The 26,428-nt window shown below is 63.2% G+C and carries 17 protein-coding genes; 5 read left to right on the top strand and 12 right to left on the bottom strand.

Features of this window, described 5'->3' with window-relative positions; translation table 11 throughout:
- Positions 1-35 precede the first annotated feature (35 nt).
- Positions 36-797 (bottom strand): trans-aconitate 2-methyltransferase, encoded by a 762-nt coding sequence (gene tam, locus JWV26_RS21490; RefSeq protein ID WP_206417779.1) that lies wholly within the window; start codon positions 795-797, stop codon positions 36-38.
- 321 nt (positions 798-1,118) lie between these two features.
- Here tam and JWV26_RS21485 point away from each other — a divergent pair, with 321 nt between their 5' ends.
- Positions 1,119-2,126, top strand: a complete 1,008-nt coding sequence (locus JWV26_RS21485) for a TRAP transporter substrate-binding protein (RefSeq protein WP_072424108.1) — start codon at positions 1,119-1,121, stop codon at positions 2,124-2,126.
- 52 nt (positions 2,127-2,178) lie between these two features.
- On the opposite strand, the gene JWV26_RS21480 is transcribed toward JWV26_RS21485, so the two are convergent.
- From JWV26_RS21480 to JWV26_RS21445, 8 genes are all read right to left on the bottom strand, one after another.
- Complete coding sequence (locus JWV26_RS21480) at positions 2,179-3,645, bottom strand: efflux transporter outer membrane subunit (protein ID WP_072424109.1); 1,467 nt, start codon at positions 3,643-3,645, stop codon at positions 2,179-2,181.
- A complete protein-coding gene (locus tag JWV26_RS21475) occupies positions 3,642-6,746 on the bottom strand; it encodes a multidrug efflux RND transporter permease subunit (protein ID WP_074914843.1) in 3,105 nt (1,034 codons plus the stop codon). Before JWV26_RS21475 ends, JWV26_RS21480 begins: the two co-directional genes overlap by 4 nt.
- 103 nt (positions 6,747-6,849) lie before the next feature.
- Positions 6,850-9,942: an MdtB/MuxB family multidrug efflux RND transporter permease subunit gene (locus tag JWV26_RS21470; RefSeq protein WP_093052486.1), complete on the bottom strand. Its 3,093-nt coding sequence runs from the start codon at positions 9,940-9,942 to the stop codon at positions 6,850-6,852.
- A complete protein-coding gene (locus tag JWV26_RS21465; protein ID WP_206417778.1) occupies positions 9,939-11,198 on the bottom strand; it encodes an MdtA/MuxA family multidrug efflux RND transporter periplasmic adaptor subunit in 1,260 nt (419 codons plus the stop codon). Before JWV26_RS21465 ends, JWV26_RS21470 begins: the two co-directional genes overlap by 4 nt.
- A 222-nt stretch (positions 11,199-11,420) precedes the next feature.
- Complete coding sequence (tpx, locus tag JWV26_RS21460; RefSeq protein WP_072424113.1) at positions 11,421-11,921, bottom strand: thiol peroxidase; 501 nt, start codon at positions 11,919-11,921, stop codon at positions 11,421-11,423.
- 174 nt (positions 11,922-12,095) lie between these two features.
- Positions 12,096-15,779 carry a translocation/assembly module TamB domain-containing protein gene (locus JWV26_RS21455; protein WP_206417777.1) on the bottom strand — a complete coding sequence of 1,228 codons (3,684 nt, stop codon included), beginning with the start codon at positions 15,777-15,779 and terminating at the stop codon, positions 12,096-12,098.
- On the bottom strand, positions 15,776-17,503 hold the full coding sequence (locus JWV26_RS21450; protein WP_206417776.1) for an autotransporter assembly complex protein TamA: 1,728 nt from the start codon (positions 17,501-17,503) through the stop codon (positions 15,776-15,778). Before JWV26_RS21450 ends, JWV26_RS21455 begins: the two co-directional genes overlap by 4 nt.
- 68 nt (positions 17,504-17,571) lie before the next feature.
- Positions 17,572-18,216 (bottom strand): GNAT family N-acetyltransferase, encoded by a 645-nt coding sequence (locus JWV26_RS21445; protein WP_021489218.1) that lies wholly within the window; start codon positions 18,214-18,216, stop codon positions 17,572-17,574.
- Between the two features lie 271 nt (positions 18,217-18,487).
- On the opposite strand from JWV26_RS21445, the gene xthA reads away from it, so the two are divergent.
- From xthA to JWV26_RS21430, 3 genes are all read left to right on the top strand, one after another.
- Complete coding sequence (xthA, locus tag JWV26_RS21440; protein ID WP_206417775.1) at positions 18,488-19,300, top strand: exodeoxyribonuclease III; 813 nt, start codon at positions 18,488-18,490, stop codon at positions 19,298-19,300.
- 99 nt (positions 19,301-19,399) lie between these two features.
- Complete coding sequence (locus JWV26_RS21435; RefSeq protein ID WP_206417774.1) at positions 19,400-20,779, top strand: substrate-binding domain-containing protein; 1,380 nt, start codon at positions 19,400-19,402, stop codon at positions 20,777-20,779.
- Positions 20,780-20,941: 162 nt separating this feature from the next.
- The gene (locus JWV26_RS21430; RefSeq protein WP_017677110.1) at positions 20,942-21,934 is read left to right on the top strand and encodes a TerC family protein; all 993 of its coding nucleotides are present in this window, start codon (positions 20,942-20,944) and stop codon (positions 21,932-21,934) included.
- Between the two features lie 93 nt (positions 21,935-22,027).
- On the opposite strand, the gene JWV26_RS21425 is transcribed toward JWV26_RS21430, so the two are convergent.
- Positions 22,028-23,257, bottom strand: a complete 1,230-nt coding sequence (locus tag JWV26_RS21425; protein ID WP_206417773.1) for an acyl-CoA dehydrogenase — start codon at positions 23,255-23,257, stop codon at positions 22,028-22,030.
- Between the two features lie 149 nt (positions 23,258-23,406).
- Here JWV26_RS21425 and JWV26_RS21420 point away from each other — a divergent pair, with 149 nt between their 5' ends.
- Entirely contained in the window at positions 23,407-24,342 is a 936-nt protein-coding gene (locus JWV26_RS21420) for a LysR family transcriptional regulator (protein WP_206417772.1), read from the top strand.
- A gap of 63 nt (positions 24,343-24,405) precedes the next feature.
- Here JWV26_RS21420 and JWV26_RS21415 read toward each other — a convergent pair whose 3' ends face one another.
- Positions 24,406-24,840 (bottom strand): DoxX family protein, encoded by a 435-nt coding sequence (locus tag JWV26_RS21415; RefSeq protein WP_017677113.1) that lies wholly within the window; start codon positions 24,838-24,840, stop codon positions 24,406-24,408.
- Between the two features lie 105 nt (positions 24,841-24,945).
- On the bottom strand, positions 24,946-26,361 hold the full coding sequence (locus tag JWV26_RS21410) for an MltF family protein (RefSeq protein ID WP_206417771.1): 1,416 nt from the start codon (positions 26,359-26,361) through the stop codon (positions 24,946-24,948).
- Positions 26,362-26,428 lie beyond the last annotated feature (67 nt).

Below are 26,428 nucleotides of genomic sequence, written 5' to 3'. Positions count from 1 at the left end.
TCTGTGGGAGGGGCTTTAGCCGCGAGCTTGTTGCGCTATCGGCGAGCCACCAGAAACAGACGCGGAAACGGCAGCAACACCCGACCATCGGCCTGCGCCGGATAGGCTTCAGCAATCGCCGCCTGATAACGCTCGAGGAAAGCTGCCTGCTGCTCGGCCTCCAGTGGCTGCAGGAACGGCAGCAACGCCGTTGACTTGAACCACTCCACCACCGCCGCGGCATTGTCCAGCACATGGAAGTAGGTGGTGCGCCAGATATCCAGCTCGCTGGCATGGGCGCCGAGGATGTCGTAATAGGCCTGCGCGCTGTGTCGCTCGGCATGGCGCACCTCGCCGATTTGTGCAGCCCAGGGCCCGTCGGCAGCCACCTCGCGGGCCAGACGGTGTGCCGGCTCCTGCAGGTTGTCCGGCGTCTGGATCGCCAACCAGCCACCGGGCGCCAACTGCGCCAGCAATCTCGGGTAGAGCTGCGCGTGATCCGGCAACCACTGCAGCGAGGCGTTGGCCAGGATCAACTGCGGTGCGCGCTCGGCCTGCCAATGCTGGATATCCGCCAACTGGAAGGTCACCTGCGGCAGGCGTTCGCGCGCCGCGCGCAGCATGTCGTCACTGCTGTCGATACCCACCACCCGCGCCTGTGGCGCATGAGCCTGCAATACGGCAGTGGAATTACCGGGGCCGCAGCCCAGATCGACCGCCAGCTCGACATCATCGCGCGGCACCGCCGCCAGCAGATCATGCACGGAGCGGGTACGCTGACGTTCAAACAGGGAATACTGCTGGGCGGACCAACTCATCGCATCACTCCTCGATTTCAATCGCGGGCCACAGGATAACAGGCTGACCGCCCCCCAAGGCTTTCGCTGAAACCGGCAAGTTTCCGCTCTCGTCTGACACATGCATGGCGGATATCCGCCACCCAATGTGCGACACGTCACAGCCCTTTTCACACGCCAGGCAGGTTGGCGGAATTTCGCCACAATGGCATAAGCCTTGCGATGGTAAGTCGCCAGCTTCGTTCATCCGCAACAGCTACCAGCGGCTGAGCGACCGCCAAAGTGACCAACACGACGTAGCCGAAAAGGCTCCGCAACCTGATAAGAAGAAAAGGAAGCAGTATGTTCAATACAGTTCGCGTCATGGCCATCTGCGCCATGGCGTTCGCCTCTCTCAGCGCAACCAGCGCGCTGGCCGATGAACCTATCCTGATCAAGTTCTCCCATGTCGTGGCCGATGCCACTCCCAAGGGCCAGGGCGCACTGCTGTTCAAGCAACTGGTCGAGGAACGTCTGGCCGGCAAGGTGAAGGTCGAGGTCTACCCGAACTCCAGCCTCTTTGGCGACGCCAATGAGCTGGAAGCCCTGCGTAACAACGATGTTCAGTTGCTGGCACCGTCTCTTGCAAAGTTCGAGCAGTACACCAAGCAACTGCAGGTGTTCGACCTGCCGTTCCTGTTCGATGACCTGGATGCGGTCAACCGCTTCCAGAAACGCGCCAAGGGCCGCCAGTTGTTGCGCTCGATGGAAGACCACAACATCGTTGGTCTGGCTTACTGGCATAACGGCATGAAGCAACTTTCCGCTACCCGCGCGCTGAACATGCCTGGAGATGCCAACGGTCTGAGCTTCCGCATTCAGCCATCGGCGGTACTGGAGGCACAATTCGGCCAGGTGGGCGCAAATAGTCAGAAACTGCCGTTCTCGGAAGTCTTCAAAGCACTACAGAGTGGCCAGGTACAGGGAGCGGAAAACCCCTGGTCGAACATCTATAGCCAAAAGCTGCATGAAGTGCAGCCCTTCATCAGCGAAACCAACCATGGCGTACTGGACTACATGCTGGTGAGCAATTCGCGCTTCTGGTACGGCATCCCGCATCAGATCCGGATGGAGCTGGAAGCCATCATCGATGAGGTCACCTACGTGGTGAACAAACAGGCCGAGGCCGCCAACCAGGCCGACCGCCAGCGCATCGTGGATTCTGGCCGCAGTCAGGTCATCAACCTGACCGCCGAGCAGCGCCAGGCCTGGCGCGATGCGATGCGTCCGGTATGGGAACAGTTCCAAGGGCAGATTGGCAGTGACGTGATCAAGGCGGCACAGACGGTGAACCGCAAGCATCGCGAATGACCCACAGCCGGCGTGGCGGTTTTCCGCCATGCCGGCTGTTTACTTACCTCACCTACTGGGGCGCCTGCTGCAGTCGCTCCACCTGCCAGCCACCGCCGAGAGCAGCGATCAGCTGCACACTGGCAGTCAGTCGGCTACCCAGTAGCGTGAGATTGGTGCGTTCGTTGTTCAGCGCGGTGGCCTGTACAGTAACCACGCTGTTGTAGTCGACGGTACCGGCGCGGTACTGGTTCTCGATCAGACGCAGCGACTCGCGCGCCGCATCCAGCGCCTCCTGCTGCACTCCGCTCTCCTGCTCCAGCACGCGCAGCTGCACCAGGTAATCCTCCACTTCACGAAAGCTGTCCAGCACGGCCTGGCGGTATTGCGCCACGGTCTGGTCATAGACGGCTTCGCTACGTTCCAGCTCCGCACGCCGCGCGCCGCCGTCGAACAGGGTCAGTGCCAGTTGCGGGCCGAGCGACCAGAAGCGATTGGGTACCTCGATCCAGTCGGCGAAGCTGCTGCCGCGATAGCCACCGGTCGCCGAAATGCTCAGGTCCGGGAACCAGGCCGCTTCCGCCACACCGATTTGCGCATTGGCTGCCATCACCCGGCGCTCGGCCGCGGCGACGTCAGGGCGACGTTCGAGTAACTGCGACGGCAGCGCCACGGGTACCTCGGGCAGCGCTGGCAGGCTCTCGCGCGGTGCGATGGACAGCTCGGCTGGGCTGACGCCGACCAGCACGGCAATGGCATGTTCGAGCTGCGCGCGCTGCCACTCGAGATCGATTGCCTGCGCCTGCGTGCTCTTGAGCTGAGTGGTGGCCTGGGTCACGTCGGACTTGGGCACGATGCCGGCTCGATACTGGTTCTCGGTCAGGCGCAGCGAGCGCGCGTAAGCGGCCACTGTCGCGTCGAGCAGGCGCTTCTGTTCGTCGAGGATGCGCAGTTGCAGGTAGTTCTGCACCAGTTCGCTCTGCAGGCTCAGGCGCGCAGCGGCAAGATCGGCGGCGCTGGCCTCGAATTCGGCGCGGCTGGCCTCCAGGCCCCGGCGCAGCTTGCCCCAGAGATCCAGCTCCCAGGCTGCATTGAGGCTGAGGTCATAACTCTTGGAAATGCTTGACGCTCCAGAACCGCTGACGGTGACGCCATCGGCGGTACGGATGGTGCTGTCACCGCCACCCTGCCCGGCCCGCGTCACCCCGGCGCTGCCGGACAGCGTTGGATAGAAGCTGGCCCGTGCACCGCGCACCAGTGCCCTTGCCTGGCGGTACTGGGCCTCGGCAGCGGCCAGGTTCTGGTTGGACAGCTGCAGGCGCTCGGCCAGTGCATCGAGCTCGGCGTCGCCGTACAGCGCCCACCAGTTGCCACGCTCCAGAACATCTGCCGGCGCGGCGGCTTTCCAGCCCTCGACCTGTTTGAACTGTGCAGGTGCCGCCAGTTCGGGGCGCTGATAGTCAGGCCCCAGGGCGCAGCCGCCCAGCACGCCGGCCAGCAGCAAGGAGACAAGAGTTCGGGCGAAAGGAGCTCGATTCATAACGGATTTTCCAACGAAGCATCGGTGCGCACGCCACGCCAGCGGTTGACGCGATGGCGCAGGCGGTCGAAGTAGAGGTAGACCACCGGAGTGGTGTAGAGGGTAAGCATCTGGCTCAGCACCAGACCACCGACGATGGTGATACCCAGCGGCTGACGCATCTCCGAACCTTCGGCACTGCCCAGCACCAGCGGCAAGGCGCCAAGGATGGCAGCCAGGGTGGTCATCATGATCGGTCGGAAACGCAGCAGGCACGCCTGGCGGATGGACTCCTGCGGGCTCAGGCGCTCACCGCGCTCCAGTTGCAGGGCCAGATCGACCATCAGAATGGCGTTCTTCTTGACGATACCGATCAGCAGGAACAGACCCAGCAAGGAGATCAGGCTGAACTCCATGCCTACCAGTTGCAGCGCGAGCAAGGCGCCAACGCCGGCCGACGGCAAGGTCGAGAGGATGGTCAGCGGATGCACGTAGCTCTCGTAGAGCACGCCCAACACGATATACACCACCACCAGTGCCAGCAGGATCATCAGCGGCTGATTGCCCTGGGTCTGCTGGAAGGCCGCGCCAGTACCGCCCAGCATGCCCTGCACTTCGGTGGGCAGGCCGACCCGCGCCACGGCATTGTCGATGGCGCGGCTGGCCTGATCCAGGCTGACCCCTTCGGCCAGGGAGAAGCCGATGTTCTCGGCGGCGAACTGGCCCTGGTGGTTGACCCGGTCCTCTTCCAGGCTGCGCTCCCAACGGGCGAAGGTGGACAGCGGCACCCGTGCGCCATCGGCGGTGATCAGCTGAATCTGGTCCAGTGCCTCGGGATGCTGAGCGTAGCGCGGGTTGATCTCCATCACCACGCTGTACTGGTTCAGCGCCTCGTAGATGGTGGAAACCTGACGCTGACTGAAGGCGTTGTTGAGCACTGCGGTGATCATACTCATCTCAACGCCAAGGCGCTGCGCAGCCTCGCGGTCGACGACCAGGCGAATCTGCTGGGCGCCCTCGTTCTCGTTCGCGTCGATATCGGTCAGTTCGGGCAGCGCGCGCAGCGCCTCACGCACCTTCGGCAGCCACTCACGCAGGGCATCGAGATCACCCGAAAGCAGCATGTACTCGTTCTCCGAGCTACGCCCTTCGCGCCCACCGATCTGCAGATCCTGATCCGGCATGAGGAACATGCGCCCACCGGGCACCTTCGGCACAGTGGCACGCAGGCGATTGATGACCTGCTGCGACGACACGCCACGCTCATTCACCGGCTTTAGCCGCACGATCATGAAGGCGTTGTTGATCCCCCCCGAACCACCGATAAAGCCGGCCACACTGTCCACTGCAGGATCGGCCAATACGGCATTGCGGAAGATCTCCATCTTTGGCTGCATGACCTGAAATGACAGTCCATCATCACCGCGGATAAAACCGATCAGTTGGCCAGTATCCTGCTGCGGCATGAAGGTCTTGGGGATGCTGACGAACAGGTAGACGTTCAGCGCGATGGTGGCCAGCAGGCTGATCACCATCAGCAACGAATGGCGCAGCGCCCAGTCCAACGAACGCCCGTAGACGACCAGAACCCGTGCCTGCAGGCGGTCGCCCCACTGCTGCAGGTGACTGCGCGACTGCTCGTCCTCAGCCTTCAGCCAGCGCGCGCAAAGCATCGGCGTCAAGGTCAACGATACCAGCAGGGAAATCACTACCGCCACGGCCAGGGTGATAGAGAACTCGCGAAACAGCCGCTCGACGATACCGCCCATGAACAGGATGGAGATGAACACCGCCACCAGCGACAGGTTCATCGACAGCAAGGTAAAGCCCACCTCGCGCGTGCCTTTGAACGCCGCCGCCATCGGCTTCTCGCCGTTATGGATGTGTCGGGCGATGTTCTCCAGCACCACGATGGCATCGTCCACCACCAGCCCGGTGGCGATGATCAGCGCCATCAGCGACAGGTTGTTCAGCGAGAACCCCAGCAAGTACATGGCGGCGAAACTGCCGATCAGCGACACCGGCACCGCCAGTGCCGGAATCAGCGCTGCGCGCCAACGCCCGAGAAACGCCAGCACCACCAGGATCACCAGGCCCACGGCGATCAGCAGGGTCTGCTCGGCCTCGTGCAGGGTGGCGCGGATTACCGGCGAGCGATCCATCGCCACTTCCAGCTCGACGCTGGCTGGAATCACCTCGCGTAGCGCCGGCAGCTCGGCGCGGATGTCGCTGATGGTCTGCAGGATATTCGCCCCGCTCTGCCGATTGATCACCAGCAGCACCGCTTCCTTGTCGTTGTAGAAGCCGCTGTTGTAGCGGTCTTCGACGCCATCGGTGACCGTGGCTACGTCGCCCAGGCGCACGGCGGCGCCGTCCTGGTAGCGGATGATCATCGGCAGGTAATCGGCGGCCTTGGCCAACTGGTCGCTGGCCTGCACCTGCCAGCGGCGCTGCTCGTCCTCGACCGCGCCCTTGGGCCGCAGGGCATTGCTCGCAGCGATGGTCTGGCGCACTTCGTCCAGCGCAATACCATAGTGATCGAGCAGGCGCGGCTCGAGGGAAACCCGTACCGCCGGCAGCGAACTACCCCCGACCTGCACCTCACCCACGCCACCAACCTGGGCCAGTTTCTGCGCCAGAATAGTCGAGGCCACGTCGTACAGCTGGCCCTTGTTCAGCGTGGCACTGGTCAGCGACAGCACCATGATCGGTGCCTGCGAGGGATTGATCTTGCGGTAGCTGGGCATGGTGCGCATGCCGCTGGGCAGCAGTTCGCGCGCCGCATTGATCGCTGCCTGCACCTCACGCGCGGCGGTGTTGATGTCCTTGTCCAGGTCGAACTGGATCATGATCCGCGTGCTGCCCTGGCTGCTGCGGCTGTTCATCTGGCTGACCCCGGCGATCGAGCCGAGCGAGCGCTCCAGCGGCGTGGCCACGGTCGAGGCCATGATCTGCGGGCTGGCACCAGGCAGGTTGGCCTGCACGGTGATGGTGGGGAAATCCATCTGTGGCAGCGGCGCCACCGGCAGCAGGCCAAAGCTGACGCCGCCGAGCAGCATGATCGCCAGGCTCAGCAGCAAGGTCGCCACCGGACGGCGGATAAAGGGGGCGGAGAGGTTCATGCGCGATTGGCCCCAAGGCTTCGCCAGTCCTGTAGGTGCGGCTTCAGCCGCGAATCCCCTGCAGTGAACTGTTCGCGGCTGAAGCCGCTCCCACGACGGGGGTTCATACCGCGACTCCGGCAGCGCTACGCCCGCTGACGCGCCGCGACAGGCGATCGAAGTAGAGGTAGATCACAGGCGTGGTGAACAGCGTCAGCACCTGGCTGACCAGCAGGCCGCCGACCATCACCAGCCCCAGCGGCTGGCGCAGCTCGGCGCCGGAGCCCGAGGCGAGCATCAGCGGGATGGCGCCAAACAGCGCGGCCAGGGTGGTCATCAGGATCGGGCGGAAACGCAGCAGCGCCGCCTGGTAGATCGCCGCCTCGGGCACCATGCCCTGATGCCGTTCAGCCTCGAGGGCGAAGTCGATCATCATGATCGCGTTCTTCTTGACGATACCGATCAGCAGGATGATGCCGATGATGGCGATCAGCCCCAGGTCGTTACCGGTCAGCAGCAATGCCAGCAGCGCACCGACGCCCGCCGACGGCAGCGTGGAAAGAATGGTGATCGGGTGGATGTAACTCTCGTAGAGCACGCCCAGCACGATATACATGGTGACGATGGCGGCCAGAATCAGCAGCAAGGTCGACGACAACGACGCACGGAACGCCTCGGCGGCCCCCTGAAACTGAGTGTTGATGCCGCCCGGCAGGCCGATTTCCTGCTCGACGCGCTCGATTACCGCCACTGCCTCGCCCAGCGACACGCCAGGCGCCAGGTTGAACGACAGGGTCACCGCCGGGAACTGGCCGATATGGTTGACCAGCAGGCTGGCTGGCCGCTCCTCGACATGCGCCAGGGACGACAATGGCACCTGCTGGCCGTCACCGGTGGCTACATGAATCTGACGCAGCGCGGCCAGGCCGATACGCCCGCCATCGCGGCTCTCCAGCACCACGCGGTACTGGCTGGCCTGGGTGTAGATGGTGCTGATCTGCCGTTGGCCGAAGGCGTCGTACAAGGCATCGTCGATGGTGCCGACGTTGATACCCAGGCGCGCCGCGGCGTCACGGTCGATATCCAAGAACACCTGCAAGCCGCGGTTCTGCAGGTCGCTGGCCACGTCGGTCAGCTCCGGCTGCTCGCGCAGCGCCTCGACCAGACGCGGCGTCCAGGTCTCCAGCAGCGCGCTGTCGGGCGACTCCAGGGTGAACTGGAACTGCGTGCGGCTGATGCGATCTTCGATGGTCAGGTCCTGCACCGGCTGCATGAACAGTTCGATACCGGGAACCTTCGCCAGCTCAGGACGCAGACGCTCGATTACCTCACTGGCGGTGACGTCGCGTTCAGCGTGGGTTTTCAGGTTGATCAGCAGACGGCCGCTGTTGAGCGTCGGATTGTCGCCATCCACGCCAATCGACGAGGACAGACTGGCCACCGCCGGATCACGCAGGATGACATCCGCCAGACGCTGCTGACGTTCGCTCATGGCAGCAAAGGAAATCGACTGCGGCGCCTCGGAAATACCCTGGATCACGCCGGTGTCCTGCACCGGGAAGAAGCCCTTGGGCACGGCCAAGTACAGCAGCACGGTCAGGCCCAGGGTCGCCACGGCCACCAGCAGGGTCAGCGGCTGATGCCTGAGCACCCACTGCAGCCAGACGCCATAGCGTTCGATCATGGCGTCGATGGCGCCACCGGCGGCCCGATAGAAGCGCCCTTCCTGCTCGGGTTTCTCGGCCTTGAGCAAGCGCGCGCACATCATCGGCGTGAGGGTCAGCGACACCACCAGGGAAATCAGGATGGCCACGGCCAGGGTGATGGCGAACTCGCGGAACAGCCGGCCCACCACATCGGCCATGAACAGCAGCGGGATCAGTACGGCAATCAGCGACAGGGTCAGCGAAACGAGGGTGAAGCCGATCTGCCGGGCCCCCTTGAGTGCGGCGTTGAGCGGCGTCTCGCCCTCCTCCAGATGGCGGGCGATGTTCTCCAGCATGACGATGGCGTCGTCGACCACGAAACCGGTGGCGATGGTCAGCGCCATCAGCGTCAGGTTGTTGATGGTGAAACCGGCCAGGTACATCACACCGAAGGTGCCGATCAGCGACAGCGGCACGACGATGGACGGGATGATGGTCGCCGACAGCTTGCGCAGGAACAGGAAGGTCACCATCACCACCAGGGCGATGGCCAGCAGCAGTTCGTGCTGCACATCGCGCACGGCAGCGCGGATGGTCTGCGTACGGTCGGTGAGCACCTTGACCTCGACACTGGCCGGCAGGCCCTCGGTCAGGTGTGGCAGCAGGGTCTGGATGCGGTCGACCACATCGATGACGTTGGCACCAGGCTGACGCTGCACGTTGACCAGTACCGCCTGATTGCGGTTGGCCCAGGCGGCCAGGCGCTCGTTCTCGGCGCCATCGATGATCTCGGCGACATCCTTCAGGCGCAGCGCGGCACCATTCTGATAGCTGAGGATCAGCTCGCGGTATTCCTCGACCGACTTCAGCTGGTCATTGGCGTCGAGCTGCGAGACACGGGTCGGGCCGTCGAAGTTACCCTTGGGCTGGTTGACGTTGCTGGCCGTGATCAGGCTGCGCACGTCGGCCAGGCTCAGGCCGTAGGACGCCAGCGCCTCCGGATTGACGCGAATACGCACCGCCGGACGTTGCCCGCCGGCCAGGGTCACCAGGCCGACACCGCTGGTTTGCGCGAGCTTCTGCGCCAGGCGGGTATCGACCAGGTCGTTGACCTGCGGCAGCGGCATCGTCTTTGAACTCACCGCCAGAGTCAGCACTGGCGTATCGGCCGGGTTGACCTTGTTGTACACCGGCGGCGCCGGTAGATCGCCAGGCAGCAGATTGCTCGCCGCGTTGATCGCCGCCTGCACTTCCTGCTCGGCCACCGCCAGGGAGACATCCAGATTGAAGCGCAGGGTGATCACCGAGGCGCCGCCCGAACTGGTCGAGGACATCTGTTTGAGCCCGGCCATCTGCCCGAACTGGCGCTCCAGCGGCGCCGTCACGGCACTGGTCATCACATCCGGACTGGCGCCTGGATATAAGGTCAGCACACGGATGGTCGGGTAATCCACTTCCGGCAGCGCCGACACCGGTAGCAGGCGATAGGCGATCAGACCGCTGAGGAAGATCGCCACCATCAACAGCGTGGTGGCGACCGGCCGCAGGATGAAGGGGCGGGAAATATTCATGCGTCGTTCCGTGCTGCGCCCGGACGTGCGGAGCCATTGCGCTTGCCCTGGCGATCTCCAGGCTCGTTGGCTGCGCCGTCGGGGCTCTGCACCAGGTTCGGGTCGACCACTTCCACCTCGCTGCCGTCGCGCAGGCGGTCGGTGCCCTCCAGCACCAGCCGTTCGCCAGGCTGCACTCCACCGGCCACCAGGCTGCGCTCGGCGTCGCTGGCGGCGATGGTGACCTGACGGATGCTCACCTTGTTATCGTCACCCACGACGTAGACGAAGGTACCCTGGGTGCCGAACTGCACCGCAGCGGACGGAATGATGATGGCGGCCTCACGGGTTTCAACGCGCAGACGCACGTTGACGAACTGATTGGGGAAGAGCATCTGCTCGGCGTTGTCGAAGCGCGCCTTGAGCTTGACCGTACCGGTGGTGGTGTCGATCTGGTTATCCAGGCTTTCCAGCACACCCTCGGCCAGTTTGAGACGCTCACCACGGTCCCAGGCCTCGACGGCCAGGGTCGTGCCGTCGCGGCGGCGCTGCAGCACGGCAGGCAGATCGCCCTCGGGGATGGTAAAGATCACCGCAATCGGATCGGCCTGGGTGATTACCACCAAAGGCGTGGTATCGCCGCTGCTGACCAGGTTGCCGATATCCAGCTGACGTAGGCCGAGGCGACCGTCGATGGGCGCGCGAATCTGGGTGAAGTCGAGGTTGAGCTTGGCCGTGGCGACATCGGCCTGGTTGCTCTGCAGACTGCCACGGTACTGATTGACCAGCGCCTGCTGGGTGTCCAGGGTCTGTTTGGCGATGCTGTCTTCATCGTACAGCCCCTTGTAGCGCTGCAGGTCCAGTTCGGCGTTCTTCAGTTGCGCCTGGTTTTCCTGCAGCGCCCCCTGCGCCTGCTGCAAGGCCACCTGATAAGGACGTGGATCGATTACCGCCAACAGGTCGCCAGCCTTGACCTGCTGGCCCTCCTCGAACAGCACCTTGACCAGCTCACCGTCGACCCGCGAGCGTACGTTGACCGTGTTGTAGGAAGTTACCGTGCCAAGCGCCTTGAGCTCGATGGCGAACTCACCCTGCTTGACCTCGGCCACGCGCACCGGCACCGGCCCCATGTCTCCGAAACGGCCACGGCCCATCTGCTGGCTTTCTGGCTCGCTCGGCCAGAACCACCACAGCAGCAGAAGCAGCACGGCGAGCAACGTCAGGCCAATCAGCCACTGACGGGAGGAATTCGATGGAGACGGGGAAGCATTCGACATGGCAGGCGCAATATCACTTTTAAGGGGAGTCGGCACGATAAGCACTGGCCCGCGTCAAGCAAAGCCCATTTACCCGCTTTTTACGCTGCCCTTACGTTACTAACTGTTTGAGTCCGCGAAAAAATCTGGATCGGGCAAGGACTGTCGACGTGCTCAGAACGTTCGGCTTGGTGCACAAATAAAAACGGCCTGCAGAGCAGGCCGTCTGGTTTTACTTGCCAATTACTTGAGCGCGGCCAGGGCAGCTGCGTAATTCGGCTCATCAGCGATTTCGCCAACCAGCTCGCTGTGCAGCACCTTGTCGTTTTCATCCAGCACTACCACGGCGCGCGCGGCCAGGCCGGTCAGCGGGCCGCTGGCAATGGCCACACCGTAGTTCTTGAGGAAGTCGGCGCCACGCAGGCTGGACAGGTTGACCACGCTTTCCAGACCTTCGGCACCACAGAAACGTGCCTGGGCGAACGGCAGATCAGCGGAGATACACAGCACCACGGTGTTGTTCAGTTGACCGGCTTCGGCGTTGAACTTGCGCACAGAAGTAGCGCAGGTCGGGGTGTCGACGCTGGGGAAGATGTTCAACACCTTGCGCTTGCCAGCCAGGCTGGCCAGGGTGACGTCGCTCAGGTCGCCAGCGACCAGGCTGAACGCTGGTGCCTGTTGGCCAACCTGCGGCAGTTGACCCTCGACCTGCACCGGGTTGCCTTTGAGAGTGACTTGCGCCATGGGAGTTTCCTTATCGTTCAGGGAGTTGAAGGGCAAATGTGTGACATGGGGTTCGCCGTGGCGAATGCTCCATCGAATGGCAGGTCACGGCCCGACCATGCGTCCAGACTAGCGCAGAAGCGCCGCCGATACACCCGCAGCCATGTAGGGATTTAGCAAAAGGTGGCGCGACCATCAGAAGTCCCGGCGATAGAACAGGTCGAGCGAGCTGGCCAGACCGCTGGCGGCCTCAAGATACAGGCGCCGGCTCAGCTCGTAACGCAGCGCGATGGTGTTGGCCGGCTCGAACACGCCCACGCCGTAACGCAGACTCAGGCGCTCGGTGATATTGCCGCTGGCCACCACACTGGTGGTCACGCCACTGCCCTCGGTGTCGAGCTGAAAATCCTGAATGCCCAGACTGGTGGCCAGGCTGGTGGTGAGCGAACTGCTGCCGGCCAGGCCAAGCGCCAGCGCTGCCTGGCCAAGCATGTTGTTGTCCCCCGTGCTTTGCCCCAAAGGCCGACCCAGTACCAGATAGGACAGCGCCTGTTCCTGGCTCATGGCCGGCTCGGCGAAGACCGTGGTGCTCGGCTGCTCGGCGCTGCCAGACAGACGGATACCGGCGACGACCGTGTCGACCCGGCGAATCGCTTCCACATCGAGGAACGGCTGATCGATGGGCCCGGTGAACAGCAGGCGCGCGCGGCGAATGGTCAGGCGCTGGCCGTAGGCGCGATAGCGGCCATTGACCAGATCCAGTTCACCGCGGGTATCGAGGTTATCGCCGATGTGCACGCGTCCACGCAGGTCGGCAGTCAGGCCGAAACCGCTGAAGGCCAGTTTGTCCTGCCCCACCTCGACATCGACATCCATGGCGACGCCCATGCCCTGCTCAGCTTCCGGGGTTTCACGACCGACCACCCGTGCATCACCGGAAACCTTGACCGTCGATGGCGGTAGTTCACGTACGCTGATCAAGCCACGCGGCACGCCAACTCTGCCGCTGACGGCCAGACGCTGGGCACGCAGCTGCAATTGCAAATCAGGCTCGACTTCCAGCTCAGCATAGGGCTCGACCTTCACCGGCAAACGCTGTCCCTGCAATGCCAGATCGCCGCTCAGCCCCTCGGCCCAGGTCAGTTCGCCACGCAGATTGCCACGCCCTCGCTCACCGCTGCGCCAGTCGCCGGAGAGCTGCACCTGCTCGCCCGCGATCAACGCCAGCAATTGCAGGTTCTCCAGGCTGATCGGCAGTTCGCTGCCGGACAGCTCGCCGTCATCCAGACGTAGCTGGCCGTTGATCTGCGGCGCCAGCAGTTGGCCACTTATATTGCCGCTGCCCTGCAGCTTACCTTCGAGCCTTTCCGCCATGGGTACGAAGGGACGCAGCACGGCGAGATCGAAACCGCTCAATCGAAACTCACCGCTGACCGGCTTGCTCGCCGGGCGTGGATCGATCTGCGCCTGCAGCAGCAACTCACCCAGGCGGCCACTGACGAAACGCAGCTCGCTGACTACACGCTGTGGTCGCAGCGTGCTGTCCAGACGCAGGCTGTCGTAGGGAAAGTCCAGCCACTGCTCTTCATCCGGCTGACGAATACGCAGATTGCCAGCGCCAGCATCGAGCCTGATCTGGCCGTTGGGACCGCTGTCGGGTAGCTCGACTTTCAGCTGTCCATCGAGACGACCCTGCCAGGCGAAATCCTCGGGCAGCCAGGGCTGCAGGCTGGCCAGGGGGAAATTCTCCAGGCGCCAGTCCAGGCTGGGCTGCGGCATCAGCCGCTGCTGCCCGCCGCACAGGCTGGCATCGCCGGACTGCCAGCAATGCGCGCCTAGGTTCATGCGGCCGCTGGCTAAGCGCTCCAAGGTCGCCGCCTGCTGCAATTGCCAATCCTGCCCGCCGCTCTGTACACGGCCACTGGCAATACGACCGCGCCAGTCGCCCTGCTCGTTCAAGCTACCGTCCAGGGCCAAAGCCAGCTGCAGCAGCGGACCTTGCAGATCGATGTCCAGCGCCTGGCGACGCTGATCGCCACGACCATCGGCCTGCAAGCGCCCAAGGTAGGTATCGCCGATGCGGATACCACGCAGATTCAAACCGATGCGCGCCTGCTGGCGGGCATCCAGCGTCGCGTCCAGCTGCAGGCGACGCAGACTGGGGTCACCAAACGCAAGACGCTCCCCACTCAGCGCAAGCTGGCCTTGCGGCGCCTGCAAGGTGCCCGCCACGGACAACTGGCCCTGTACCTGCCCTTGCAGACCGGGCCAGAGTTGCCCCAGACGCGGTAACACCAACTCCAGCTGACCACGCAAACGCTGATCCAGAGCGCCCTGGCCGCTGATCCGGTTATCACCCAGACGTACCAGCAACCGCTCGAGCTGCCACTGCTCGCCGCGACCGGCACCCTGTACCTGCAATTGCGCTGGCTGTCCACGCATACGGCCATTGAGGTCGATATCGGCCTTGGCCTGCAGCGCACCGGCATTGAAGCTGCCCGAGGTATTCAGCGGCCCTGCCAGATTACCCGGCATTTCCGCCAGCCAGTAGCCCGGGTCGAGGGCGCTGAGCTGCAGCATGGCCTGCCAGTCGACGCCGTCGGCAAAACCGACCTTGACCACCCCTTCGGCGCGGCCCTGGCCAGCAACCAGCTGCAATTGCGGCAGGCTGACCTGGCCGAGATCGCCACTGACCGGACTGCTCAGGCTGAAGGCACCCGCAGGCCCCTGCAACTGCGCAGCGAAGTTACCCAGGTAATTGCCTTCGCTATAGCTGACTTCGGCCTGCAGTTGTTGCAGTGCCACGGGTGGCGGCTCGTCCAGCGGGTACAGACGCTGCCAGGGGAAACTCAGCCAATCGAGCTTGGTATCGGCCTGAAACGCTTCGCTCCAGGCGAGCGTACCGCTGAGCTGCAGATGCTGCTGATCCTCGGCCTCGATGCGCAGCAATTCGATATCCGCCCCCCTGGCATCGACCCTGCCGCGCAAGGTCAGCGGCATCGGTGTCTGCTCGGCGGGCAGAGTGGCGCTGCCGTCGATGCGATAACCGCTGCTCAGGTCACCCTTTGCCGACAACGTCAGCGCCTGCAGGTGCAGCGTCTGCGGCAAGGCGCTGCTGGCCTGAAAATCCTGGCTGGTCAGGCGCAGTTCGGCGGGCAGGTGCTCGGCCAGCGCCTGCACCTGTCCTTCGAGACGGGCGTCGAGATAGCCGCTGCTGTCAGCCTCGATCTTCAGGCTGCGCTGCAATTCGCCAGCTACCTGCAGCGCCACCTGCCAGGCCTTGCCATCGACTTCCGGTAACTGCAGGCGGCCGCTCAGGGCCAAGGGCCAATCGCCCTGCGGCGTCAGCTGGCCACTGAGGTCCAGGCTCAGGTCATCACGTTGCAAGGCCAGGCGCTGCAGCTCCACACCCTGCTCGTTCCAACTGGCGATCAGTTCGAGATCGCTCAGTTGCGTCTGGCCGTCCAGGCGCAGTTCGCCCAGCTGGATATCGCCCAATTGCAAGCGCAGTGGCAGTTTGAGGTTAGGCAGGCTCAACGGCTCATCGCTGCCCTCCCCACTGTCGGGCAGGGTCACGGCAATCTGCTGCAGATGCAGACGATCCAGGCACAGCGTCAGGCGCGGCAGGCAGGACGGCGACCAGACCATGTCCAGCTGCTGCAGCTCAACCCGCATATCATCTTGCTGCCAGATCAGCGCATCGGCCTGCCAGGCACCGCCCAGGCGTCCTGCGAAGTTGTCGACCTGCAAGCCTGGCACCTGGGCCAGCAGCCAACGGCTACCACCCTGGGTACCGAGCAGCGTCCACAAAGCTGCTACGAGCAGCAACACCAGACCGAGCAGACCGCCTGCCAGCCATTTCAGCAGGCGCCGACTCATAGCTCAGGCCCCATGGAGAAATGCAGGCGCACGCCACCGTCGTCGTCCAGCGCATGAGCGAGGTCCAGGCGCAGCGGGCCAACCGGCGATACCCAGCGCACGCCGAAGCCGACGCCGGTCTTCAAGGTGGGAATGTCCAGCGAATTGAAAGCGTTACCCTGATCGATGAAGGTCGCCAGGCGCCACTTGTCGGTGAGGCTGTACTGGTACTCGGCACTGGCAGCGAACAGGTAACGGCCGCCAATCTTGTCGCCGCGATTGTTCTCCGGCGACAGACTCTGGTAGTCGTAGCCACGCACGCTCTGATCGCCACCGGCGAAGAAGCGCAGCGACGGCGGCACGGCAGAAAAACCATTGGTTTCGGTACCGCCAAACTGTACCCGCCCGAGCAGACGGTGATTGTCGAATACGGTAGTCAGACCCTTGAGCATGACGTTACCGTGCAGCACGTTGGCGTCGGACAGCACGCCATCGACAGCGCCGCGCAAGTCGAACTGCACGCGGTAGCCCTGGTTCGGGTCGAGGCGGTTGTCGCTGCGCAGCAGCGAGTAGCTGACGCCCGGCATCAACAGGGTGCTCAGCCCGGAATCGTCGCCCAGGCGATATTCCTCACGCTGCCATTTCACCGACAGCACGCGCTGCCAGCCACCGGAACGCTGGCTGTGCCATTCCGGACCGAGGGTAAGTAGCCGGCTCAAGCTGTCCTTGCTGGCCAGCTCCTCATACTGATAACCGCCGGCCAGGCGCAGTTTGTCGGTCAGTGGCGGGTCACCGGGAATGTCGTACCACAGGCCAACGTTCTGTCTGGGAACGGACAATTCGGTTTCCACCCCGTAGCTGTGCCCCTGCGGATTGCGCCAGTGGCGCGTCCAGTTGGCGCGCAGGCGCGGCCCGACGTCGGTGGAAAAGCCCAGTCCCAGGCCCATGGTGCGCGGCTCACGCACCTGCAGCGCCACCGCCACTGGAATACGCAACTGGTCGGCCTGGGTCGGGATGGCGTCGACCCGCACCGATTCGAAATAGCCACTCGACTGCAGCGCCTGATACAGCTCGGCGATCAATTCGGAGTCGTAGGGTGTGTCCGGATCGAACGGCACCATGCGCAGCAGCAGCTCTTCATCGAACGGGAAGTCACCGCTGAAGGCGATATCGCCCAGGCTGTAACGCGGCCCGCTGACGAACACCAGCTCGATATCGGCCACCCCGGCAGCCGGATCGATTTCCAGGCGCTGCCGGGAGAATCGGCCGTCGAAGAAGCCGTAGCGCGAGGCCTGATTCTGGATCAGTCGCTTGGCATCCTCATAGCGCCCATGGTTGAGCACCGAGCCTGGCTGCAAACGACCGGCACTGGGTACACGAAAGGCAGACAGCTCGCTGGCAGGCCCTTCGATACGAATGTCCACGTTGCGCAGGCGAATGCGCTCGCCGGGCTCGACCTCGATCACAAGGCGCGGCGTTGCGCCCTCTTCGATACGGCTACGAATGCGCGCCTGGTAATAACCCAGGGCCTGAGCCGCCTTGTCGGCCTCGTTCTCGGCGATACGCCGCAAGCGCCGCAACGACTGCGCATCACGCCCATCGAGGCTGCCGACATAACCTTCGATATTGGCCTTGAGAGCCGAATTGCTCGGGGTGATTCGTACGTCGAGTTCGCTCGCTGCGAAAGCACCCGTACTGATCAGCAGCAGCGCCAGGCTACGCTGAAAATGTCCATATACGCTCATGGCGGAGGATGCTACCACGGAGCGGAGCCCACGCCAGAGCCGTTGAACGCGCGCCAGACAGCCGCAGTTCAGGCGCTGGCTCTGACCACCGGTTGTGGGTTGGGATGAAAGAACACGTGTTCGACCACCGGGCCTATGGCCAGCTCGCCGATTTCCTCGTAGCCCTGGCGCCGGTAGAAATCCAGATAGCGCGCATTGCCGGTATCCAGCACCACGCCTTGCGAGCCGCTGTCCTGGGCACACCAGTCGTGCAGCGCCTCGAGCAACTGCTCGCCGCGATGCTGCCCCTGAAACTCGGGGTGAATGCCCAGTAGCGGCAGCACGTGGTAAGGCCCGGGCGGCAGACTGGTAAGCACCGCATCGTGGTACTCGAGATAGCGCTTGGTGCAGCTGAAACCGGTGCTCAGCAGCATGCGCAGACGCCACCCCCAGCTTTCGGTGATATCCAGACGGCGCTGCGGTGGCGCGATCAGCGCTGCGCCGATCAGGCGGTCATCGATCAGCAGGCCAATGGCCGGCAGATCCTCGGCGAAGTGCTGCTGCACAAGTTCGCGAATCGTCGCGCGCACACGCTGATCAAAACCCGGTCGCTGCGCTTCGAACAGGTAGGCGAAGGTCGGCTCGTGGCGATAGGCGTGGTAGAGCAGCGAACGGACCTCGCGGGCGTAACCACCATCGAGCATGCGCACTTCTGCTGGAGCGTTGTTGGGCATGGCAGACCTCTGTTGTTATGCGTTGTGGGTCAGGCGCGTCCCAGCCAACTTAGCACCACCTCATCACGCCCGCCAGGCGCTGGCCGCGAGCGCCGAGGATCGGCTAGCATCGCCGTTTAATCTGAAAGTCGCGCAGCGACACCTTCCTCATACCCTTCTCCCTCCGGGAGAAGATGGCGCAAAGCGCCGGATGAGGGAGGGCATGCCGCGAAGGCTTTCATCATCCGGGATGCCTCTCGTGGCATGCCCGTTAGCCCAGGACCCGCTGCCCATGAAAATCGTCTCTTTCAATATCAATGGCCTGCGTGCGCGCCCTCATCAGTTGCAAGCCTTGATCGAAAAACACCAGCCGGACGTGATAGGCCTGCAGGAAACCAAGGTGGCCGATGAGCAGTTCCCCGAAGCCGAGATCCGTCAGCTCGGCTACCACGTGCATTACCACGGCCAGAAAGGCCACTATGGCGTCGCCCTGCTCTCGCGTCAGGAGCCACTGAGCCTGCACAAGGGGTTTCCCGGCGATGGAGAAGACTCTCAACGCCGCTTCATCTACGGCACCTTCGCCGATGCCAATGGCAACCCGGTCACTGTCATGAACGGCTATTTCCCGCAGGGCGAAAGCCGTGACCACCCGGTGAAATTCCCGGCCAAGCAGCGCTTCTACGCCGACCTGCAGCAAATGCTGGTGGAGCACTTCGATCCGCAGCAGGCGCTGGTAGTGATGGGCGACATCAACATCAGCCCGGAAGATTGCGACATCGGCATCGGCGAGCCCAATCGCCTGCGCTGGCTGAAAACCGGCAAGTGCAGCTTCCTGCCGGAGGAACGCGAGTGGCTGGCGACGCTGAAGAGCTGGGGCCTGGTGGACAGCTTCCGCCACCTCAACCCCGAGGTGAATGACCGTTTCAGTTGGTTCGACTACCGCAGTCGCGGCTTCGAAGACGAGCCAAAGCGCGGCCTGCGCATCGACGTGATCCTCGCCAGCCAGCCGCTGCAGGCGCGCTTCAAGGATGCCGGCATCGATTACGACCTGCGTGGAATGGACAAGCCATCGGACCATGCGCCGATCTGGCTGGAACTGGAGTGAGGCTGGGCGCGTGAGATGACGCGCCCCGTCACATGACTGCAATCTGACTGACTTAATCTGCGCGGCACTTTCTCTCACCCACTAGAAGGTGCCTGCCGCATGCCGCGCGCCCTGTCCGCCGACCGCGACCTCTGGGGTCGTACTCTGTCCCTGCTGCTGATCGGTTTCATCTGCTACGCCCTGCCTCTTTCCGTCTTCGCCGCACTACCAGCCTCCGAGGGCAACCAACCGGTACTGCGCATCCAGGGCTCCAACACCATTGGTGCCAAGCTCGGCCCGGAGCTGGTCAAAGGGCTGTTCGAAGCTCAGGGCCTGCACGATATCCACAGCGAAGAAGGTGCCCGGGAAAACGAGCAGCGCCTGCTCGCGCGACGGGCCGACGGCCGCCAGGTGATAGTCGAAGTCGCCGCTCACGGCTCTGGCACCGGTTTTACCTCGCTCAAGGACGGCAGCGCCGATCTGGCCGCCTCGTCGCGGCCGATCAAGGATGGCGAAGCCGCTACCCTGGCGACCCTTGGCGATCTGCGCAGTCCGCAGAGTGAACAGGTCATCGCCATCGATGGTCTGGCGATCATCGTCCATCCATCGAACCCGATTGGAACGCTGAGTGTGGAGCAGATCGCGCAGCTGTTTTCCGGCGAGATCGGAGACTGGGCTGCGCTGGGCGGCAAACCCGGCAAGGTTCGCCCCTACGCACGCGATGACAATTCCGGCACCTACGATACCTTCAAGGAGCTGGTGCTGGCTCCAGGCGGGCGCACACTCGCCGCCGGCGCGCAACGCTTCGAATCCAGCGCCCAACTGTCCGATGCGGTGAGCAGCGATGCCAATGGCATCGGTTTCATTGGCCTGCCCTACATCCGCCAGGCCAAGGCTGTCGCCGTCGCTGCGGGCAATTCTCAGCCGATGCCACCGAGCACCACGCTGATCGCCACCGAGGACTATCCCCTGGCACGCCGCCTGTTTCTCTACAACGACCCGCAACTGGCCAATCCCTGGGCGCGCGCGCTGATCGACTTCGCCCACAGCCCACGCGGCCAGGCCATTGTCGACAACAGCGGTTTCATCGCCCAGACCGTCCAGGCGGTCAAGGTCGCCGCGGATGCGCAGATGCCAGCGGAGTACCAGCAACTGGCAAAGCAGGCGCAGCGCCTGTCGGTGAACTTCCGCTTCCAGGAAGGCAGCGCAACGCTGGATAACAAGGCACATCGTGATTTGCAGCGGGTGCTGGACTATCTCAAGCAGCACGACAAGCTGCAGGACAAGGTGGTGCTGGTGGGTTTCGGCGATCCGAAGAGCGACCCCGAGCGCGCCGAACTGCTGTCGAAACTGCGCGCCATGGCCGTGCGCCGCGAGCTGGCCAAACAAGGCGTACTGTTTCGTGAAATCACCGGTATGGGCAGCGAGCTACCGGTGGCGGCCAATGATCAGAACAATGGCCGCATCCGTAATCGCCGTGTCGAAGTCTGGGTCTACTGACGCCTGAAAATATTTCCTTACAAAGGGCTTGGCAGAGTAAAGGCTCGGCGCTAGTCTTTGCAGCGCGTGACGCCGGGCCCCTCTGGCGGTGAGTTTTCTCACCGTGATGTCGGAGTCACTGAGTCGATTTCTTTCAACTCAGGCAGACATAAGGGAGGGCTCATGGACGCTCTACTTGCCTTTTTGACATCCCCCATCTTCGGTACCCCCGGCTGGTTCTGGCTGGCCTTTCTGGTACTGATCATCACCCTACTGGTACTCGACCTCGGCGTACTGCATCGCGATCAGCATGAAATCGAGATGCGCGAGAGCCTGCTGCTGTATTCCGGCTATTTCAGTGTCGGCGTTGCCTTCGGCGGCTGGATCTGGTGGCAGCTCGGCGGTACCAAGGCGATGGAGTACTACACCGGCTTCCTGGTGGAGCAATCGCTGTCGATGGACAACGTCTTCGTCATGGCGATGATCCTCGGCTACTTCAACATCCCGCGTAAGTACCAGCACCGCGTGCTGTTCTGGGGCATTCTCGGGGTGATCGTGCTGCGCGCGATCATGATCGGTCTGGGCACGGCCCTGGTGCAGCAGTTCGACTGGATTCTCTATCTCTTCGGCGCCTTCCTGCTGTTCAGCGGCGTCAAGATGCTGCGCAGCGGTGGTGACGAAGAATCGCACCCGGACCTTGCGCAGAATCCGGTGATCCGCTTCGTGCGCAAGCACATTCGCGTCACCGATGAGCTGCACGAAGGCAAGTTCCTGGTGCGCCTGAAGGATCAGGTCAGTGGCAAGCCGCTGCTCTATGCCACCCCGCTGCTGCTGGCGCTGGTGCTGATCGAACTGGCCGACCTGGTGTTCGCAGTGGACAGCGTGCCGGCGGTACTGGCCATTTCGCAGGACCCGTTCATCGTCTACACCTCGAACATCTTCGCCATTCTCGGCCTGCGCGCGCTGTATTTCGCCCTGGCTGCACTGATGCACCGCTTCATCTACCTGAAGTACGCCCTGGCGCTGGTGCTGATGTATATCGGCGGCAAGATCTTCCTGCACGACCTGATCAAGGTTCCCGCCCTGCTCTCGCTTGGCGTCACCCTGGGGCTGCTGGCAGGCGGGGTGATCCTGTCGCTGCTCAATACCCGGGACCAGAAAGCCCCGCAACACTGAGAAACGGCGTAGCCGGACGACCGAGCAGCAGCGTCGACGGTTCACGAACAAAGAGGCCCGCAGATGCGAGCCTCTTTGCTTTGGCTTGCGGGATCAGCGGCTGGCTTTCATCACGTCGCGCGGCACGTACTTGCCAATCTCGAACTTGCCAATGGCTGCGCGGTGCACCTCGTCCGGGCCATCGGCCAGGCGCAGGGTGCGCTGCATGGCGTACCAGTAGGCCAGCGGGAAGTCGTTGGAGACGCCCGCGCCGCCGTGCATCTGGATCGCCCGGTCGATCACCTTGAGCGCCACGTTGGGCGCCACCACCTTGATCTGGGCGATTTCGCTGGCGGCGATCTTGTTGCCCACGGTATCCATCATGTAGGCCGCGTTCAGGGTCAGCAGACGCGCCTGGTTGATCTCCATGCGCGAATCGGCGATGTGATCGATATTGCCACCCAGGCGCGCCAGCGGCTTGCCAAAGGCGGTCCGCGAAACGGCGCGCTTGCACATGAGTTCCAGGGCGCGCTCGGCCATGCCGATCGAACGCATGCAGTGGTGGATACGGCCCGGGCCGAGGCGCCCCTGGGCGATCTCGAAGCCACGCCCTTCACCAAGCAATACACTCTCGTAGGGCACGCGCACGTTCTCGAACAGCACTTCGGCATGGCCATGTGGCGCGTCGTCATAACCGAACACCGGCAGCGGGCGCAGTACGGTGACGCCTGGCGCATCCATCGGCACCAGGATCATCGAGTGCTGCTGGTGGCGCGGCGCGTCCGGGTTGGTCAGGCCCATGAAGATCATCACCTTGCAACGCGGGTCGCAGGCACCGGAGGTCCACCACTTGCGGCCATTGATGACCCACTCATCGCCCTCGCGACGAGCATTGGCCTGCATGTTGGTGGCGTCGCTCGAAGCCACGCCTGGCTCGGTCATGGCGAACGCGGAACGAATCTCGCCGGACAGCAGCGGCTCCAGCCATTGCTGCTTTTGCGCCTCGTTGCCGTAGCGCACCAGCACTTCCATGTTGCCGGTATCCGGCGCGGCGCAGTTGAACGGCTCGGGGCCGATCAGCGAACGCCCCATGATCTCCGCCAGCGGTGCGTATTCGGTGTTCGTCAGGCCGGCACCGTAGTCCGACTCGGGCAGAAACAGGTTCCACAGACCTTCGGCTTTGGCATTGTTCTTCAGCTCCTCCATGATCGCGGTCGGCTGCCAACGATCACCTTCGGCCACCTGCTGCTCGAACACCGCTTCAGCCGGGTAGACGTGCGCCTCCATGAATGCGCTGACGCGCTCACGCAGCTCTTGAACCTTCGGGGAATAGGCGAAATCCATGGAATTACCTGTTTTGATAAAGGGTGAGAGGTTGTGGAAATGATGCTAGAACAGCGCTTAAGATTTATCTAACCTATTTTCAGCGTGTATGAACATTCATAACCGATATATGATCGATTGATATCGACGCCCCCTGGAGCACTGCCGGCATGAACCTGACCAAGGTGGATCTGAACCTCTTCATCGTCTTCGACGCCATCTACACCGAGGCCAACCTGACCCGTGCCGGGCAGATCGTCGGCATCACCCAACCCGCGGTTTCCAACGCCCTCGCCCGTCTGCGCGAAACCTTCAACGACCCGCTGTTCGTGCGTACCGCCCAGGGCATGGTGCCGACGCCGATGGCGCAGAACATCATCGGCCCGGTGCGCAATGCCCTGCAGTTGTTGCGCGTTTCCGTGCAGGAAAGCCGCACCTTCAACCCGCAGCAGGCCGGCAAGACCTACCGCATCAGCATGACCGACCTGTCGGAGCAGATCCTCCTGCCACCGCTGTTCCAACGCCTGCGTCGCCTGGCGCCGAGCGTGTGCATCGAGAGTTTCCTGGCCAAGCGCCGCGAAACCACCAAGGAACTGGCCGCCGGCCGTCTCGATTTTGCCGTCGACGCGCCACTCAATACCGACCCGCAGGTTCGTCACGTCAAGTTGCTGGATGATCGTTATGTCTGCGCCATGCGCCAGGGGCACCCGCTGGCCAAGGAAAAGATCAGCCTCGACGAATACCTGTCACTGAGCCACATCCACATCTCCAGCCGCCGTAGTGGCCTCGGCTATGTGGATCTGGCCCTGGGCAAGATGGGCATCCAGCGCAAGATTGCCCTGCGCTCGCAGCACTACCTGATGGCCGGCAGCGTGCTGCAGCAGACCGACATGGTGATGACCGTGCCGGAGCGCTTCGCCCGCCGCCACAACCTGCATCATGTGGCCCTGCCGGTCGGTGATGTGCCGGCCCTGGAAACTCACCTTTACTGGCACGAAAGCACCGATCAGGACCCGGCCAACCGCTGGATGCGCGAGCAGATGATCGAGCTGGCGCAGCAGGTCGCCGCGCAGGAGAAAAAGGCCGAGCAAGCCGCTAATAACTGACCGCTCGGCGTTGAACGCAAAAAGGCCCGCATTTGCGGGCCTTCTCGTTATTGCAGGGTTCGATCAGCGAGCGATCTTGCCATCCACCGACAGCTTGCCGGCGCCTTCGAACACCAGCGCTACGCTGATGGCCAGCAGAGCCAGGGCGAACTCGTAGCCATTGTTGCTCATGAAGAAACCGTTGGCGAAGTGCACAGTGAAGATCGCCACCAGCATGGTCACGGCCAGTACCGCCGCAGCCGGACGCACCAGCAGACCGATGATCAGCGCCACGCCGCCGAAGAACTCGGCGCTACCAGCCGCCAGCGCCATCAGGTAGCCCGGGGCCAGACCGATGCTCTCCATCCACTGTGCCACGCCAGCCAGACCATAACCACCGAACCAGCCGAACAGTTTCTGCGCGCCATGGGCGGCGAAGGTAATGCCGGCGACGATACGCAGGATGGTGATGCCGAAGCTGGCCTGGGTGGCGGTGATGTTCTTGATCAGGTTGTTCATTACAGCGCTTCCTTCGTGTGTGGGAGTTGATGGCGCACAGAATAGCCAATTTATTCGATTAAAAAACAGCAAAATACCGGTAATTAATATCGAATAAATAAATATTTAGTTGGCCGTCAGACGCTGCCTTTGCGGTTCGAGCAGATAGCGCTCACGGTCATAAGCAAGGTAGTACTTATTCACCGCATTCACATAACTCACCACGCCCATGCCCATCTGCTCCATGGCCACACGCTCGACCTGGAAGAACCACTGATTGGGATTGAGGCCACGCCTGCGAGCCTCGGCGCGCAGGCTCTGCACCCGCTGCGGCCCCAGGTTGTAGCCAGCCAGGACGAAGGCCATGCGCTCGCGCTCGTTGAGCTGCGGGCTGTTGAAGAAGTTGCGGCGGATCATCGCCAGGTACTTGCTGCTGGCCTGGACGTTACCGTCGAGGTTCTGGATGTTGCTCACCCCGACGCTACGCGCTGCCGCCGGGGTGATCTGCATCAGCCCGGTCGCGCCGCTGGCGCCACGCGCCGATGGGTTCAACGTCGACTCCTTGAATGCCAGCGCAGCCAGCATCAGCCAATCGAAACCCTGCTGCTCGGCATGCTGCTGCAGCACCGGTCGCACCTTCTCCAGACGCTGTCGTTCAGTGCGCCCCAGCGGCGAATGCACCTTGTATAAGCGACGATAGACACGCTGGAACGCCGCATCCTGGTCGGCCGGGCTCTGATAGCTGCTGAAGAATCGGTCGATGCTGGCACGCAGCATTGGCGCATCGGGGCGCACGAACCACTTCATGTCGCCATCGCGCGCCAGGATCAGATGCTTGTCGACGCGCAACTTGGGCATCACCTTGGCCCAACGCTCGGCGATCGGCAACTCCACCGCAGTACGTTCGAAGATGCCGGCCTGAACCATTTCCAGTACATCTTCGACGGCCAGGCTGGGGTCGACCCACTCGACCACGATGGGTGGCAGCTTGCGATCAGCCAGCTGCTGGTTGATCAACCGTAGCGCGTCACCCACGGCGCTACCCGCTGGCAATGAAAGACTACGCCCGGCCAGCTGTTCGAGGCTGCGGTAATGCCGGTCGCCTTGCTTCGATACCAGCACCAGCGGTACTTCGCGGCGAATCGCCGTACTGGCACTGACATCGTGCCCGGTGCGCACATTGAGCAGTTCGCCGGGGGCGACCAGGTCGCCCTCGCCGCGCTGCAATGCGCCTAGCAACTGATCCTTGGCTTTGGGGATGATCTTCAATCTGAGGCTGCGACCATCTCGAGAATTGCGGTTGAGGTACTGCTCGAATGCCCGCAGGCGATGGTATTCGACGCCAATGCTCTGGCCCTTGACCGAGCCCGAGCTGTTACGGCTCTGGTTGACCAGCACGCGCAGCTCACCGCTGCTGCGAATGGTCGGCAGATCACGCGCACTGCGAGCCTGGCTGCCTACCTCCGGCGGGCCGGCCACGCGCGCACTGACCGACAACGGCAGCGCGGCCAACAGGCACAGGATCAGCAGCAATCGCGACATCGACTCTCCAGAGAAGGCGGTTGGCCGCCGAAACCTTGATCCGGTTGGCAACCTGCTGCATGCCCTT

The organism is Ectopseudomonas toyotomiensis (assembly GCF_017167985.1).
GTDB lineage: Bacteria > Pseudomonadota > Gammaproteobacteria > Pseudomonadales > Pseudomonadaceae > Aquipseudomonas > Aquipseudomonas toyotomiensis.
Note: the sequence above shows the minus strand (reverse complement) of the source record. Positions and strands in the feature narration are given on the sequence as shown.

What these genes read in the sequence shown, in the direction of transcription:
- JWV26_RS21435 (WP_206417774.1), top strand. Translation starts at nt 19,400, where the DNA reads ATGCCGCGCGCCCTGTCCGCCGACCGCGACCTCTGGGGTCGTACTCTG.
- JWV26_RS21415 (WP_017677113.1), bottom strand. Translation starts at nt 24,840, where the DNA reads ATGAACAACCTGATCAAGAACATCACCGCCACCCAGGCCAGCTTCGGC.
- JWV26_RS21420 (WP_206417772.1), top strand. Translation starts at nt 23,407, where the DNA reads ATGAACCTGACCAAGGTGGATCTGAACCTCTTCATCGTCTTCGACGCC.
- JWV26_RS21480 (WP_072424109.1), bottom strand. Translation starts at nt 3,645, where the DNA reads ATGAATCGAGCTCCTTTCGCCCGAACTCTTGTCTCCTTGCTGCTGGCC.
- tpx (WP_072424113.1), bottom strand. Translation starts at nt 11,921, where the DNA reads ATGGCGCAAGTCACTCTCAAAGGCAACCCGGTGCAGGTCGAGGGTCAA.
- JWV26_RS21485 (WP_072424108.1), top strand. Translation starts at nt 1,119, where the DNA reads ATGTTCAATACAGTTCGCGTCATGGCCATCTGCGCCATGGCGTTCGCC.
- tam (WP_206417779.1), bottom strand. Translation starts at nt 797, where the DNA reads ATGAGTTGGTCCGCCCAGCAGTATTCCCTGTTTGAACGTCAGCGTACC.
- JWV26_RS21465 (WP_206417778.1), bottom strand. Translation starts at nt 11,198, where the DNA reads ATGTCGAATGCTTCCCCGTCTCCATCGAATTCCTCCCGTCAGTGGCTG.
- JWV26_RS21455 (WP_206417777.1), bottom strand. Translation starts at nt 15,779, where the DNA reads ATGAGTCGGCGCCTGCTGAAATGGCTGGCAGGCGGTCTGCTCGGTCTG.
- JWV26_RS21475 (WP_074914843.1), bottom strand. Translation starts at nt 6,746, where the DNA reads ATGAACCTCTCCGCCCCCTTTATCCGCCGTCCGGTGGCGACCTTGCTG.
- JWV26_RS21450 (WP_206417776.1), bottom strand. Translation starts at nt 17,503, where the DNA reads ATGAGCGTATATGGACATTTTCAGCGTAGCCTGGCGCTGCTGCTGATC.
- JWV26_RS21425 (WP_206417773.1), bottom strand. Translation starts at nt 23,257, where the DNA reads ATGGATTTCGCCTATTCCCCGAAGGTTCAAGAGCTGCGTGAGCGCGTC.
- JWV26_RS21445 (WP_021489218.1), bottom strand. Translation starts at nt 18,216, where the DNA reads ATGCCCAACAACGCTCCAGCAGAAGTGCGCATGCTCGATGGTGGTTAC.
- xthA (WP_206417775.1), top strand. Translation starts at nt 18,488, where the DNA reads ATGAAAATCGTCTCTTTCAATATCAATGGCCTGCGTGCGCGCCCTCAT.
- JWV26_RS21430 (WP_017677110.1), top strand. Translation starts at nt 20,942, where the DNA reads ATGGACGCTCTACTTGCCTTTTTGACATCCCCCATCTTCGGTACCCCC.
- JWV26_RS21470 (WP_093052486.1), bottom strand. Translation starts at nt 9,942, where the DNA reads ATGAATATTTCCCGCCCCTTCATCCTGCGGCCGGTCGCCACCACGCTG.
- JWV26_RS21410 (WP_206417771.1), bottom strand. Translation starts at nt 26,361, where the DNA reads ATGTCGCGATTGCTGCTGATCCTGTGCCTGTTGGCCGCGCTGCCGTTG.